At 67.5% G+C, this 13,764-nt stretch carries 10 protein-coding genes; 5 read left to right on the top strand and 5 right to left on the bottom strand.

Annotated features, from left to right (window positions below; all coding sequences use genetic code 11):
* Window positions 1-12: 12 nt before the first annotated feature.
* Window positions 13-1,704: an N-acetylglutaminylglutamine synthetase gene (gene ngg / locus ACO07Z_RS08755; RefSeq protein WP_421698366.1), complete on the top strand. Its 1,692-nt coding sequence runs from the start codon at window positions 13-15 to the stop codon at window positions 1,702-1,704.
* Complete coding sequence (locus tag ACO07Z_RS08750) at window positions 1,701-2,864, top strand: osmoprotectant NAGGN system M42 family peptidase (RefSeq protein ID WP_421698365.1); 1,164 nt, start codon at window positions 1,701-1,703, stop codon at window positions 2,862-2,864. The genes ngg and ACO07Z_RS08750 overlap by 4 nt, the downstream gene beginning before the upstream one ends.
* A 137-nt stretch (window positions 2,865-3,001) precedes the next feature.
* Here ACO07Z_RS08750 and ACO07Z_RS08745 read toward each other — a convergent pair whose 3' ends face one another.
* From ACO07Z_RS08745 to ACO07Z_RS08725, 5 genes are all read right to left on the bottom strand, one after another.
* A complete protein-coding gene (locus ACO07Z_RS08745) occupies window positions 3,002-6,013 on the bottom strand; it encodes an autotransporter outer membrane beta-barrel domain-containing protein (RefSeq protein ID WP_421698364.1) in 3,012 nt (1,003 codons plus the stop codon).
* A gap of 119 nt (window positions 6,014-6,132) precedes the next feature.
* On the bottom strand, window positions 6,133-6,813 hold the full coding sequence (locus tag ACO07Z_RS08740; RefSeq protein WP_421698363.1) for a response regulator transcription factor: 681 nt from the start codon (window positions 6,811-6,813) through the stop codon (window positions 6,133-6,135).
* Window positions 6,750-8,723, bottom strand: coding sequence for a 7TM-DISM domain-containing protein (locus ACO07Z_RS08735; protein WP_421698362.1), 1,974 nt, complete (start codon window positions 8,721-8,723; stop codon window positions 6,750-6,752). The genes ACO07Z_RS08740 and ACO07Z_RS08735 overlap by 64 nt, the downstream gene beginning before the upstream one ends.
* A 108-nt stretch (window positions 8,724-8,831) precedes the next feature.
* A complete protein-coding gene (locus ACO07Z_RS08730; protein ID WP_421698361.1) occupies window positions 8,832-9,893 on the bottom strand; it encodes an Ldh family oxidoreductase in 1,062 nt (353 codons plus the stop codon).
* Complete coding sequence (locus ACO07Z_RS08725; RefSeq protein WP_421698360.1) at window positions 9,890-10,603, bottom strand: GntR family transcriptional regulator; 714 nt, start codon at window positions 10,601-10,603, stop codon at window positions 9,890-9,892. Before ACO07Z_RS08725 ends, ACO07Z_RS08730 begins: the two co-directional genes overlap by 4 nt.
* Window positions 10,604-10,695: 92 nt before the next feature.
* Here ACO07Z_RS08725 and ACO07Z_RS08720 point away from each other — a divergent pair, with 92 nt between their 5' ends.
* Genes ACO07Z_RS08720 through ACO07Z_RS08710 form a run of 3 tightly spaced genes read left to right on the top strand, consistent with a single transcriptional unit; the run spans window position 10,696 to window position 13,598 of the window.
* Window positions 10,696-11,316: a TRAP transporter small permease gene (locus tag ACO07Z_RS08720; RefSeq protein WP_421698359.1), complete on the top strand. Its 621-nt coding sequence runs from the start codon at window positions 10,696-10,698 to the stop codon at window positions 11,314-11,316.
* On the top strand, window positions 11,316-12,581 hold the full coding sequence (locus ACO07Z_RS08715) for a TRAP transporter large permease (RefSeq protein WP_421698358.1): 1,266 nt from the start codon (window positions 11,316-11,318) through the stop codon (window positions 12,579-12,581). The genes ACO07Z_RS08720 and ACO07Z_RS08715 overlap by 1 nt, the downstream gene beginning before the upstream one ends.
* 27 nt (window positions 12,582-12,608) lie before the next feature.
* On the top strand, window positions 12,609-13,598 hold the full coding sequence (locus ACO07Z_RS08710) for a TRAP transporter substrate-binding protein (RefSeq protein ID WP_421698357.1): 990 nt from the start codon (window positions 12,609-12,611) through the stop codon (window positions 13,596-13,598).
* Window positions 13,599-13,764: the final 166 nt, after the last annotated feature.

The raw sequence follows: 13,764 nt of genomic DNA, 5'->3' as shown, positions 1-13,764 counted from the left end.
GAGGGACGCGATATGACACGCAATTGCGCTCTCAATGTCGGCTGGGGCCGGCTGATCTTCGGCCAGACCTTCGACAGCCTGCCCGATCTCGTGGACACGCTGCGCGAGGAAGGGCCGGACCGGCGCGACATCGCCGTCTATGTCGAGGAACCGCACGTGCTGCTCTCGCACGCGCCGCAGGAGGTGTTTCTCGATCCCTCGCACACCTTCCGGCTCGATCTCGCCCGCTACCAGCCATCCGAGCGGCCGCCTTCGGGCTTTCGCATCCGCCCGCTGGAAACCGGCGCGGATGCCGACGCCATCAACCGCATCTATGCCTCGCGCGGCATGGTGACGGTGCCGCTGGAGTTCTTCCAGTCGCCGCGCGCGCCCGACCCGCTCACCTATCTCGTGGCCGAGGATGAGGCGAGCGGGCGCATCGTCGGCACAGTGACGGGCGTCGATCACCGCCTCGCCTTCGACGATCCGGAGCGCGGCACCTCGCTCTGGTGTCTCGCGGTCGATCCTCAGGCGCGCCAGCCCGGCATTGGCGAGGCGCTGGTGCGCTGCCTCGCCGAGCGCTTCGCGCAGCAGGGCGCAGCCTTTCTCGATCTCTCCGTGATGCACGACAACACGCAGGCCATCGCGCTCTATGAGAAGCTCGGCTTCGAGCGGGTCACCTTCTTCACGGTGAAGCGCAAGAACCCGATCAATGAGAAGCTGTTCGCCGGCCCGGAGCCGAGCGAGGGCTATAATCCCTACGCCCAGATCATCATCAACGAGGCCCGCCGCCGCGGCATTCTGGTGGAGCCGATCGACCCCGCCGGCGGCTTCTTTCGGCTTGCCTTCGGCGCCCGAACGGTGCGCTGCCGCGAGAGCCTGTCGGAACTGACCTCGGCGGTGGCGATGTCGATCTGCGACGACAAGAGCATCACCCGCCGCATCGTCTCCGAGGCCGGCGTGCGGGTGCCGGCGCAGCTCACCACCAGCGCGCCGATGGAGGAGATCGCCGCCTTCCTCAAGCGCCATGGCCGGCTGGTGGTGAAGCCGGCGCGCGGCGAGCAGGGGCAGGGGGTCAGCGTCGGCGTCGCCTCGCTGGACGAACTCGACGCTGCCATCGCGGAGGCGCGCAAATTCTGCAGCGAGGTGCTGGTCGAGGAATGCGTCGAGGGCGAGGATGTGCGGCTCGTCGTTATCAACTACCGCGTGGTCGCCGCCGCCATCCGCCGCCCGGCCACGGTGGTCGGCGACGGGCGCAGCACGGTGCGCGCGCTGATCGAGGCGCAAAGCCGCCGACGCGCCGCTGCGACCTCGGGGGAATCGCGCATTCCCTGCGACGGGGAGACGGAACGCACGTTGCGCGATGCCGGCTTCTCGATGGAGGATGTCCTGCCGGCCGGCAAGGAACTGAAGGTGCGGCGCACGGCCAATCTGCACACGGGCGGCACCATCCATGACATCACCGACATGGTGCATCCCACGCTGGTGGACGCCGCCATCAAGGTGGCGCGGGCCATCGACATACCTGTCGTGGGGGTCGATCTGATGGTCAAATCGCCCACCGGGCCGGACTATGCCTTCATCGAGGCCAATGAACGTCCCGGTCTTGCCAATCACGAGCCGCAACCCACCGCCGAGCGCTTCATCGACCTGCTCTTTCCGCTCGCGATTCCCGCCGGGGTGCGTCACGCCATGGACGCGCCGCAGGGGAGGGCGGAGGCATGACGCGGCTGACCATCGACGCGGAGTACCTCGCCAAGGTGCTGCGCCGGCTGCTCGCCATCCCCAGCCCCACCGGCTACACCGACACCATCGTGCGCTTCGTCGCCAAGGAACTCGCCCATTTCGACCTGAAGGTGGAGCTCACCCGGCGCGGCGCCATCCGCGCCGTCCGCCCCGGCGGCACGCCGCTCGGTGCGCGGGCCTTGGTCGCCCATGTCGACACGCTCGGCGCGCAGGTGAAGGCGCTGAAGGAGAACGGGCGGCTGTCGCTCGTGCCCATCGGCACTTGGTCGGCGCGCTTTGCGGAAGGGGCGCGCGGTACCGTTTTCACCGAGAAGGGCGGTTACAGCGGCACCATCCTGCCGCTGAAGGCCTCCGGCCATACCTTCAACGATGAGGTGGACCACCTGCCGGTCGGCTGGGATCACGTCGAGATGCGGGTCGATGCGCGGGCGCGCAACGCCGCCGACCTGCAGCATCTCGGCTTCGAGATCGGCGACATCGTCGCCATAGACCCGCAGCCGGAATTTCTCGACAGCGGCTTCATCGTCTCGCGCCATCTCGACGACAAGGCCGGGGTCGCGGTGATGCTGGCGGCGATCAAGGCGCTGCATGAGGCGGAGGCGGAAACGCCGGTGGATATTCACTGGCTGTTTTCGATCGCCGAGGAAGTCGGGGTCGGCGCCTCCGCCGTGCTCACGGCGGATGTCGCTTCGCTTGTGGTGATCGATAACGGCACCACCGCGCCGGGGCAGAACTCCGACGAGTTCGGCGTGACGATTTCCATGGCCGACCAGAGCGGGCCGTTCGACTACCACCTCACCCGCAAGCTGGTGGAACTGTGCCGCGCCAACGACATTCGCTACCAGAAGGACGTGTTCCGCTTCTACCGTTCGGATTCGGCCAGCGCCGTGGTCGCCGGGGCGGATGTGCGCACGGCGCTCATCACCTTCGGCGTCGATGCGTCCCACGGCTATGAGCGCATCCACATGCACGCGCTGCGTTCGCTGGCGGAACTCGTGACCGCCTATGTCGTCAGTCCGGTGGAGATCACCCGCGACTTCCAGCCGACGGCCGACCTCAAGGGCTTCACCCACCAGCCGACGCGGGAGGCGGTGCAGGAACTGTCTTCCGATGTCGAGAGCGAGGATCTCGCGGAATAGACGCCCGGGGGCGGGAAAGTCATCCCCGGGACGCACCGCCCGTGCGACCCGGGGGCCTCGCGGGGGCCGACGCCCTGTGAGCGCCAGCCCCGCGAAGACCGGCGGAACCCGCATCCCGCCGGATTTCGATGTTCGCGTCAGAAGCTCAGCTTGAAACTGGCGTTGAAGCCGTTCTCGGTGACGCCGTCGCCATATTGGCCGGTATAGGCGACGCCGAGCGTGGCGCCGGCGCCGACATGCACATCGAGCCCCGCTTCGACCACGGCGGCATCCTCGGCGAGGGCGACGCCTGTCGTGTCGAACGCCGCCGAGCCCAGGAAAGCCTGCGTCGCCACCGGCGTGATGTCGCCAAAGGCATGGCGCCAGCCGGCCGAGGCGCGCAGCGTGGTCGCGAAGCTGCCGAGCACCATGTCCCTCTCGGCCCTGAGGCCGAGCGTGGTGAAGCTGGTTTCCATGTCGTTGCCGCGGGTCGCGAGCGCAGCCGCCCCGCCCCATTCGCCGGAGCTGTCGGTGTCGAGGCTGACATAGGTCAGGTTGGCGAAGGGCTCGAAGGCGGCGACGGCCGTCTCCACCCGATAGCCCACCTCGCCGAAGGCCTGGAACAGGCCGGCGTGGTAATCGGCGCTCAGGCTGTCGGCGAAGCCGGCGAAGGCAACCGAGCGCGAGGTCGACACGTCCTGCCACGTATAGGCGAGGCCGGCGCGCAGGGCGAGGGCGCCCCATTGGTTGCCGCCATAGGCGCCGATATGCCAGTTGTCGCTGTCGCCGGACGCGCCCGACCCGCTGAATGAGGTGGCGCTGTAACCGCCCGCGACGCCGAGGCGCCAGCCGCCGTCAAAGCCGGCGTCCCCGCCCATGAGGAAGCCGCCCGTCGAGCCGTTGAAGCCGGCGGCGTTGGCGCTGCCGTCGAAATCGGTCCAGGAGCCGAAGCCGGTCACCCACAGCGCCCGTTCGGGCGTGGTCGCCGCGAGTGGCGCGGCCTTGGTGGCGAGGCCGTCGTCGATGGCCCGCGCGGCAGGGCTGCTGCCCGGCGCCGGCGCATAGCCCAGCACCGGCGCGGCGGAGGCGCCCACCGCCCCCTGCGCCGCCCGCATCCGGTCAATCAGCGCGTTGCGGATCAGGCTGCTCTGCTGGACGAACAGGCTCTGCGAGGAGGCGTACACCTCGCCCGCGAGCTGGTCGAAGGCGCCCCGCGCCTGCGCGTCGGTGGGAAGGAACGCCAGCGCATTGCGCAGGGTGCCCGTCGGCCCCTTGCCCGGCAGCGTGTCGAGCGCGCTCGCCACGGCGAACTGGTCGCGCGTCGTGGCGGCGGCGGTGAAGTCGCGCACCTGATCGTAGCGGATATAGATGTCGTAGCCGGTGTTGATCGAGGTGAGGCCGACAAAGGCCGATACCTCCACCTCGCCGTCGACATTACCGAAATTGCCGCTCACCCCGCCGGCGGCGCTGAGCACGCGGTAATCGGTGCCGAAAGCGATGGCGTCCACCGCGCGCAGCCTTATGCCGGCGTCGGAATCGATCGTCGCCTTGCCTTCGGCGGTGATGAGGTCCGCCTGCCCGGCAAGGCCGATGTCGATGATGTAGGTCGCGCCCTTGGCGAAGGCGACATCGCCCGCGAACACCGCCGTGTCGCCGGCCCCGCCATCGGCGAGGCTGAAGATGTGGTGGTTGGTGAAGCTTTCCAGCCCGTCGAAGCGGGTGGTCTCGGCGGTGTCGGCGAGGGCCGCCGCATAGATGGTGCCCTTATTGGTCAGCGTGTCCTGCCCCGCGCCGAAATCGTTGACGCCGCTCACCACCCAGCCGCCGGTGTTCTCGAACACGTCGTCCGACTTGGTGAGCTGGACGCGGCCGATGAGAATGCCGTCATTGGCGATGGAGATGCGCCCGCCGGTGGCCTTCACCGCTGTGACGGCCGAGGCGGCGGCGATCTGCTCGCGGGTGATCTCGCCGTCCAGCACCGGCAGCGCCTGGCTGATGATGATGCCGCCGGCCTCATTGGTCAGCGTGGCGCCGCCCGTGTCGTCCTTCGCCGAGTAAGCCTCGCTGTCGATGACGATGCCGCCGGTGATGAAGCCGAACTGTTCGATGTCGCCGGCATCAAGGCCGGGACGGTTGATGATGGTCACGCTGGCGCCATCGGCATAGATGCCGCCCTTGGTCGAGGCGATGAGGCCGCCGCTGTTCTCGATCCGCGTGTCGCCCTCAATATCGGAGGCGTAGACGGCGTAGTTCTTCGTGCTGGTGATCTTTCCGCCCGTGCCGTTCTTCAGCTCCACATCGCCGTCAATGGTGTCAAACGAGGCGCCGCCATAGCTGCCGCCGGCAATGGTCCCGCTGCCATTGCTGACCTTCGCGCTGCCGCCGAGTTTGTAGATGTCGATGCCGTAAGACGTGCCCGAGATCGTGCCGCTGCCATTGTCGATGGTCACGTCGCCGGCGCTGTACCAGATGCCGAGGGCCGTGGCGCCGGTGATCGAGCTGGCGTCGTTCGAGATCGAGATATCCCCGTCGATGTCGTTGGCGAAGACACCGTCGCTGCTCTTGGTCGTGCCGGTGATCTTGCTGCCGTTTTCGTTGATGAGCGTGAAGCTGTCCGCATGCCAGACATTGAGCCCGGCCGAATTGCCGCTGATGGCGTTGGCGTCGCCGCCCGAATTGGTGATCTTCACCGAGCCGACATCGTAGAAGTTAACGCCGGAGGAGGCGAAACCGGTGCCGGTGATCGAGCCATCGACGGTGATGTCGATTTCCGACGCCACGATCTCCAGCGCGTTGTCCTTGGTGGACATGTTGCCGAACGTACCGGTGACTTTGCCATCGGTGGTCTTGAGATAGACGCTGTCACCGTAATTGTTGGTGATGGTGCCGGACTTCTGGTGGAAGTCGATATTCCCGCCCTGCAGGAGTTGGATCTCGATGCCGTCTGCCACATCGGCGGCGACGTTGACGGTCCGGTCGGTGCGGCCGTTGGTGACGATCTCTTCATAGCCGGCCGGCGAGGCCGTGGCGCAGGTCACCACCGTGCCGTCGCGCACGCAGTCGGCCTGCGCCTGCGGGCTAAGGCCCGAGAAGGCGGCGACGAGCGCGCTACCGGCCGCGATTCTCCCGACGGCGCGCCTGCGGCTCACCCGGCGTTCAAGCTTCCCCATAGCCCAGCGTTTCCCATCCACCCCTCAACCTGGGGCGGTAAAGTAGCGAAGCCGGGAACTGGATGATTACAGAAGCTTACCGGAGGTGTTTGAGGGTAGTGCCGCCGGTGAACAACCGCTCAGGTCAGGATGATCGGCTCGCAGAACTGATAGCCCCAATTGCGGATCGAGCGCAGCGGATGCGCGCCGCCACCGCAGTGCCGCAGCTTGGCGGAGAGGCGGGACATAGTCACGGTGAGCGCGTTGCGGTTCGGCGCGCGGTCGCCCTGTTCGAGCACGACGATGATCTGCCAGGTTTCCAGACGGTGGTCCTGCGCCCGGGCGAAGGCCGCGAGCAGCGCGGCTTCCGGGGCGGAGAGGCTGATTTTGCCCTGTGGTCCCACCAAAGTGAGCCGCACCGTATCGAGCACAAGCCCCGTTGGCGCTGGCGCGGCCGGGCGCAGGCGCCGCGACAGCGCCAGAATGGCGGCGGTCAGCTCCTCCAGCGAGACCGGCTTCGGCAGATAGATATCCGCGCCGCTCTCATAGCCGATCCGCTTGTCGTCGCTGCGGGTACGGGCGGTCATCATGATGATGCCGATATCAGGGTTGGTGACGCGCAGCCTTCGGGTGAGGCTCAGCCCATCCTCACCGGGAAGGTTGAGGTCGACCACGACGAGGTCGATGCGCAGCGCCTGCCCCTGTTCGGCGATGGCTTCGGCGCAGTCGAAACCGACCACATGGTGGCCCTCGCCGCTCAGGGCGTTGACGATGGCGGTTCGGAGATCGTCATTGTCTTCGACGACGGCAATGCTGAGCATGGCAACCAGACGCTGAAGCGCGCTCTTCCCTCGATGAAATCGTATGTGATCAAACCATCAAGGAGGTCCACGATTCCGTGGACGATGTAAAGCCCCAGGCCGGAGCCGCTCTTGGTGCGCGCGTGTGGCCCCCGGTAGAATTTCTCGAACAGCTGCGTCGGATCGGGCACGCCCGTGCGGCCGCAGGGATTTTCGACCGTGATCCGCACACCGGGGCCAGCCTCGCCCGCCTCCGCCGCAGCCGTCACCTCCACGGTCGCGCCCTCCGGCGAGTATTTCAGCGCGTTGTCGATGAGATTGTGCAGCACCGTGGCGATGAGGCGGGCGTCGGAGGTGACGCTGGGCAGCGCCCCGACATGCAGCGCGACGCGGGCGGCCTCGGAACTCGCCGCCACCGCCGCCCGCAGCGCCGCCGCGACATCCACCGGCGCCCGCGCCACCTCAAGACCCTTCTGCTCCATGCGGTCGGCGAAGCTGCAGCGGTCGATGATGCCTTCCATATTGCCGAAAGCGGCCTCGATCAGCCGGCGCGGCTCGCCCGCCACCTTCGCCGTGTCGACGCACAGGCGGATGACGGAAAGCGGCGTGCGCAATTCATGGGTGAGCATCGCCATGAACCGGTTCTGCATCTCGAACTGCGCCCGCTGCAGCTCCAGCTGGCCGCGCGTGAGATCGAGCGCCAGCTGCGCCTCGATGCCGCGCTCGCGCGCCTCCCGCGAGCGCAGGGCCAGCAGCACGAACATGGGTAGGTCGGACAGCAGGCCGTGAATGATGTTGGCGTCGAGGTTCCAGGTCGAGGCGGGCAGCACGCCGAGGATCGGCAGCATGGTGAGCAGGAGCGCCACCGCCTGGATGACATAGAAGACCCGCAGCACCCGCCGGCCGGGTGGCGCCTCCCGGCGTGTGCCGAACGCCATCAGCGGCAGCAACAGCACGATGAGCGCCACCACCAGGGCGTTCAGCTTCAGCGCCTGCTGGGTGGCGCCGGCCGCGAGCAGGCCGAAGGCGACGACCAAGGCCAGCAGCAGCGCATCGATGCCCCAGCGTGCCAGCGGGATCAGGTCGAACTGGCGCAGCAGCAGGCGGTTGGTCAGCAGCGAGAACAGCGGCGCCGCGATGATCGAGACGCTGGTGAGCGTGTCGACGAAGCCGACCGGTGCATTGGGAAAGATCAGGGCGCCATAGCCCATGATCAGCACGTTGTGGCTGATGAAGAACAGCTGGTTGACCGCGAAACAGCCGACCACGATGTCATGGTTGAGGGCGAAGTCGCTGGCGGTCCAGAACAGGATGAAGAGCAGCAGCGCCAGGATGAAGATCTGGCTGACATGGATGTGCAGGTCGCGCAGCGCCGCCACCTGCGGCAGCAGCGCCTCGGCATGCATCAGCGAGGTGCTGGTGGTCGTGAGGCGCAGATAATAGGTCGTCTCCGGTCCAGTCGGCCAGATGGTGAAGCCGAGCGTGACCGAGGGCATCTCGCGTTCGAGGAAGGGCGTGCGGTCGCCGGTGACATATTCGCGCCAGACGCCTTGCCGCCCGGGCACGGGCTCAAACAGGGCGACGCGGTCGAGATAGGTCGGGCGGATGCGCAGCACCAGCGGCCCGCCATCGGCCGGCCCGACGGTCAGCCGCAGCCAGGTCGCGGAGGGCGTGTAGCCGCGCGTGAGAATGGGCGCGACGGGCGCGAAGGCGGCACTGCTCACCTCGTTGATGGTCATGGTGCCGTCGCGGTCCTCAAACATGGCGCGGGCGATCACATGGTCCTGCGAGGGAATTGTCGCCGTCCAGGCGATGGCGCCGCCACCGCCGACGAGGAGCAGCAGGATGAGCAGGCGGGCGACCGCCGAAAGCGGGCTGCTGTGACTGTCGGTGATGCGCGCCCGCGCGCGCCCGTCTGCCTGTCGGCTCACGTCTCCTGCCGGCTGCTGCATGCCGCTCCGCCCGTCTTCGGCCCGCAATCGGCGCGGCACCCGCCCTGAGATAACCGATCCCAGATAAACCGGGGCCCCGTCCGTTCGCTAGCTGCTCGTGCGCTCTTCCTCGGTGTTGCCGTGTATCAGGGCGTGGATTTCGGCGAGAAGACGTGACGGAATCTGCACGCCCTCACGGCTGCGGGCGCGGGCGGCGTAGCGGCGTTCCGCCGGCAGCCGGACCCCCGGCTGGGCCTTGGCGAGGGCGAAAAGCGCGTCGGCGTCAGCGAGGCGCTGGCTCAGCGTGTCGCGGCCGAAGACAGCGGGGTCCATGGCGATGAACAGCTCCCCGCCGAGCGGCGGGCCGGAATCGCCATTCTCCACCGCCTTGGCCTGGCGGCTGGTGAGATCGCCGATCAGCGGGCCGGCGATGAGTTCCACCATGAGCGAGAGGGCCGAGCCCTTGTGTCCGCCGAAGGGGAGCAGTGCGCCTTTGAGCGCAGCGGCGGGGTCGGTGGTCGGGTCGCCATCCGGGCCCACTGCCCAGCCTTCGGGCAGGGTCTCGCCCGCGCGGCGCTTCAGTTCCACCTCGCCGCGCGCGGCGGCACTGGTGGCGAAGTCGAAAATGAACGGCCGCCCCGCCGGCCCGGGCCAGCCGAAGGCGATGGGGTTGGTGCCCAGCAAGGGCGCGGTGCCGCCCGCCGGCGCGACGCAGCTTTGGCCGACGGTGAAGCACCAGGCGGCGAGCCCGGCCTCCACGGCGGGCTCGATATCCGCCCACAGCGCGGAGAAATGATAGCAGTCATGGATCGCCAGCGCGGCGATGCCATAGGTCTTCGCCGCCTCGATCAGCGCCGGCACGCCGGCTTCGATGGCGAGCGGGGCGAAGCCGCGCCGCGCGTCGACGTTGAGAATGACCGGCGTCGTGCGGGTGAGCACGGGCAGTGCCTCGCGCTCCGCCTTGCCGCTGCGCACGCTGTCGACATAGCCGAGCAGCCGGTAGAGCCCGTGCGAATGGCAATCATCCGCCTGGGCGCGGGTGATGGAGCGGGCAATCGCTTCCGCATGCGCGTCCCCCAGCCCCGCCGCCCGCAGCGTGTCGCGGGTGAGCGCATGGATTTCGGCAAGGCTCAGCGTGACCAGCGCGTTTCCCGTGCCCGGCGCGTTCATGAGACGGCTCCCGTTTCCGGGAGACCGGCCGCTTCCCGTGCGCCACGCTCCAGCGCCCGCAGCAGGTCGTCATGCACCGTGCGGATGTGCTCTTCCAGGAAGGCGCAGGCGCGCGCCGTCTCGCCCGCGCGGCTGAGGTCGATCAGCGTGGCATGTTCCTCGAACGCGCGCTGCATGCCGGCCATGCCGGACCCCGCGGTGTCGCTGAGTTGCACCCGCGTGTAGCGGTCGCTCGACTGCAGCAGCGAGTGGACAATGGAAAGGGAGCGCGGCTGGCCGGCATGGCCGTAGAGCGCCATGTGAAATTCCGCGTTCAGCTGGCCCCAGCGGCTGAGATCCTGCGCTGCGGTAGCCGCGACCATCTGCTGCTGCATGTCGTCGAAGCGGGCGAAGTCCGCAGTGGCGAGATGAGGGATGGAGCGGGCGAGCAGGCGGGGTTCCAGCAGCATGCGCAGGCCGAACACGTCGTTGATCTCATCGGCCGAGAGTTCGGAAACGATCGCGCCCTTCTGCGGCACGATCCGCACCAGCCCTTCCGCATCGAGCTGGAACAGCGCCTCGCGAATGGGAATGCGGCTCACATTGAAGGTGGCGGCCAACGCGTCCTGCCGCAGCTGGGCGCCGGCGGGATAGGTGCCGTCCAATATGGCGCGGCGCAGCTGATCGAGGATCGCCGCCGACAGGGTTCGATGCTTGAGAAGCGGGTTCATTTACCTTCGGCCGCGCCGCGAATAATCACCCAAACATATTGACGGATATAATTTATAAAATCTACGATCACAAAAAAGAGGGGAACGGGTATATGACGCACACCAACGGCTTTGCTGCCGGTGGTCGGCCCTTTCGTGCCGTCACCGCAGCGTCGGAAGCCCTTCTGGTCATGGAGCGCTTCGCCATTGGCAGCCTGATGGCGCTGCTCACCGGGCTGATCCTGCTCAACGTCGTCACCCGCTACAGCCACGTTCCGCTCTACTGGATCGACGAATCCGCCATCTTCACCACCGTCTGGCTCACCTTTCTCGGCGCTTCCGCCATGTCGCGGCTGCGGCTCGATTTCTCGATGACCATTCTGACGGAGCGCCTGCCTCCTGCGGCGGTGAAGACGATGCGGGTCGTCGCCACGCTCTGCATTCTCGGCTTCGGCGTGGCGCTGGCGGTGATGTGCTGGCTGTGGATGGACCCGGTCGGCATTGCCTCGGCCGGCTTCGATGCGCGCGAATATGGCGGGGCGACGTTCAACTTCCTCTATACGGAGCGCACCCAGACGCTGAACTGGCCGAGCTGGGTCGTCTATCTCGTGATGCCGCTCTTCGCGCTCACCCTCATGGTGCATAGCGCGGCCAATCTGCTGGAAGATCTCGGCTTCGCCAGCCCGCCGGACCGCAGCGGTATCGGCCTCAGCAATGCCGAGGAGGTCGCCTGATGCTCACCGGCGCCGCCTTCCTCGCCTTCCTGCTGATCGGCGTGCCGATCGGCATCGCCATCTGCCTTACCGGCGTCGTCTTCATCCAGGCCTCCGGCAATCCGGTGCTCTATCAGAGCTTCCCGATGCAGATGTTCGGCTCGGTCGACAATTACGGGCTGATCGCCATCCCGTTGTTCATTCTCATCGGCGAGATCATGAATGGCGGCGGCATCACCCGCCAGATCATCTCCATGACCATGGCCTTTGTCGGCTCGCTGCGTGGTGGCCTCGCCTATGTGAACATGCTGGCCAACATGTTCGTCTCCTCGATCCTCGGCTCGGCGACGGCGCAGGTCGCGATCATGGCGCAGATCATGGTGCCGGAGATGGAGGCGAAGGGCTACGACAAGACCTTCGCCGCCGGCCTCACCGCCTATGCCGGCATGCTGGGGCCGATCATTCCGCCCTCGATCATGTTCGTCATGTATTCGGTGCTGGCGCAGGTGCCGGTCGGCACCATGCTGGTGGCGGGGCTGATCCCCGGCATCGTGCTCACCGCGATGTTCTGCGTTGTCATCGCCGTCATGGGCTATGTCTACAACTACCCGCGCGGGGAGAGCTTCACCCTGCGCGAGCGCGTCGCCACCGTGGTGGCCTGCGCGCCGACGCTGCTGATCCCCATCGTCATCGTCGGCTCCATCCTCACCGGCCTCGCCAACCCCACCGAATCCGCCGCCGTCGGCGCACTGGCCTCCGTGCTGGTGGGGCGGTTCTGGACGCGCGAACTGTCGCTGTCGCAGCTGCCGCGCATGCTGGTGCGGGCGGGCGTCTATTCCGGCATCGTGCTGTTTCTCGTGGCCGCGGCCGGCGTGCTGTCCTGGGTCCTGGTCTTCGCCAAGGTGCCGCAGGAAGTGGCGCTGTGGATCCAGTCCATCGCCACCGGCCCGGTCAGCTTCATGCTGCTGGTCAATGTCATCCTGCTGGTCATCGGCACGGTGATCGACGGCGCGCCGGGGCTGATCATGACCGTGCCGATCCTGCTGCCGATCGCCACCGAGGTGTATCACATCGACCCGGTGCAGTTCGGCGTGGTGGCGGTGGTCAATCTCGTGCTCGGTTTCCTCTCGCCGCCGGTGGGCCTGTGCTTCTTCGTGGCGGCGGCGGTAACGGGCGCCAAGCCCGGCAAGATGTTCATCGTCACCCTGCCGTTCTTCTTCGCCGCCTGCCTGCTGCTGGTGCTGCTCTCGATCTTCCCCGGCCTCTCCACCGCCCTCGTCCGCTGAACCCTTCCAGCCGAAAGGACCGCCCCGATGATCTCCCGCCGTACCCTGCTCGCCGCCGCTGCCGGCGCTACCCTGCCGCTCGCCGCCCCCGGCGTGCTGCGCGCCCAGACGCGCGATCTGCGCCTCGGCATCATCACCCCGCCCGGCCACCCCTGGAACAACGCCGCGCTCAAGGTCGCCGAGGTTCTGAAGGAGAAGACCGGCGGCAAGCTGACCATGACCGTGTTCCATGCCGGCCAGCTCGGCAATGAGGGCGCGATGATGCAGCAGCTGCAGACCGGCGCGCTCGACATGGCCTTCCTGCAGGCGGCCGAGGTCGGCAACCGGGTGCCGAACGTCGCCGCCATCCTTGCGCCTTACGTGATCCGCTCCACCGAGGCCGCCGCCAAGCTGGTGCGCCAGCCCATCGCCATGCAGATGCTGGAGCCGCTGCCGAAGGAAACCGGCACGCTCGGCCTCGGCTGGGGCATCACCTCGATCCGCGTGGTGTTCTCGGCCAAGCAGATCGACGGCATTGCCGGGCTCAACGGCATGAAGCTGCGCATCAACACCACGCCGGCCTTCCGCGACTTCTACTCGCTGCTCGGCGCCGCCCCGACCCCGATCCCGACGCCGCAGGTCTATGACGCCATGGCCAACGGGCAGGTGGACGGGCTGGAGGCCGATCTCGACTTCTCCTGGAACCAGCGTTTCGACAAGGTGTCGAAGGTGCTGATGCGCATGGACGCGGTGTTCATGCCCTTCATCGCGCTGGCCTCGGGCAAGGCGTGGCAGACGCTGTCCAGCGAGGACCGCGCGCTGATCACCGCCGCGACCAAGGAAGCGCTGGCGGTGCAGGTCGACCAGACCGTCGCCAACGCGCCCAAGCTCATCAAGGATTTCGAGGGCACCGGCATCAAGATCGTCGTGCCGCCAACCGCCGATGCGGCGCCGATCATCGCCGAATACGACAAGATCTGGACGCCCAAGGCGCCGATCCTGCCCGAACTGCGCAAGATCGGCGCCACGCTGGGCTGAACGCTGATTGCCAGATTGAAATGAAAGAGGCGCCTCGCGGGGCGCCTCTTTTTGGGGGCTCGCAACGTCATCCTGAGGTGCTCGCGATAGCGAGCCTCGAAGGATGCTGAAGCCGAGGGTGCCCTGCGTGAGCCTCCTTCGAGGCTGGGGCGATGCCCGAGCACCT

The organism is Ancylobacter sp., from assembly GCF_965229075.1.
GTDB lineage: Bacteria > Pseudomonadota > Alphaproteobacteria > Rhizobiales > Xanthobacteraceae > Ancylobacter.
The sequence above is the reverse complement of the archived record's forward strand: the minus strand, read 5'-3'. Positions and strand labels throughout refer to the sequence as shown.

Excerpts from the sequence above, each read along its gene's own strand:
- ngg (WP_421698366.1), top strand. The coding sequence starts at position 13 with ATGACACGCAATTGCGCTCTCAATGTCGGCTGGGGCCGGCTGATCTTC.
- ACO07Z_RS08750 (WP_421698365.1), top strand. The coding sequence starts at position 1,701 with ATGACGCGGCTGACCATCGACGCGGAGTACCTCGCCAAGGTGCTGCGC.
- ACO07Z_RS08745 (WP_421698364.1), bottom strand. The coding sequence starts at position 6,013 with ATGGGGAAGCTTGAACGCCGGGTGAGCCGCAGGCGCGCCGTCGGGAGA.
- ACO07Z_RS08740 (WP_421698363.1), bottom strand. The coding sequence starts at position 6,813 with ATGCTCAGCATTGCCGTCGTCGAAGACAATGACGATCTCCGAACCGCC.
- ACO07Z_RS08730 (WP_421698361.1), bottom strand. The coding sequence starts at position 9,893 with ATGAACGCGCCGGGCACGGGAAACGCGCTGGTCACGCTGAGCCTTGCC.
- ACO07Z_RS08725 (WP_421698360.1), bottom strand. The coding sequence starts at position 10,603 with ATGAACCCGCTTCTCAAGCATCGAACCCTGTCGGCGGCGATCCTCGAT.
- ACO07Z_RS08720 (WP_421698359.1), top strand. The coding sequence starts at position 10,696 with ATGACGCACACCAACGGCTTTGCTGCCGGTGGTCGGCCCTTTCGTGCC.
- ACO07Z_RS08715 (WP_421698358.1), top strand. The coding sequence starts at position 11,316 with ATGCTCACCGGCGCCGCCTTCCTCGCCTTCCTGCTGATCGGCGTGCCG.
- ACO07Z_RS08710 (WP_421698357.1), top strand. The coding sequence starts at position 12,609 with ATGATCTCCCGCCGTACCCTGCTCGCCGCCGCTGCCGGCGCTACCCTG.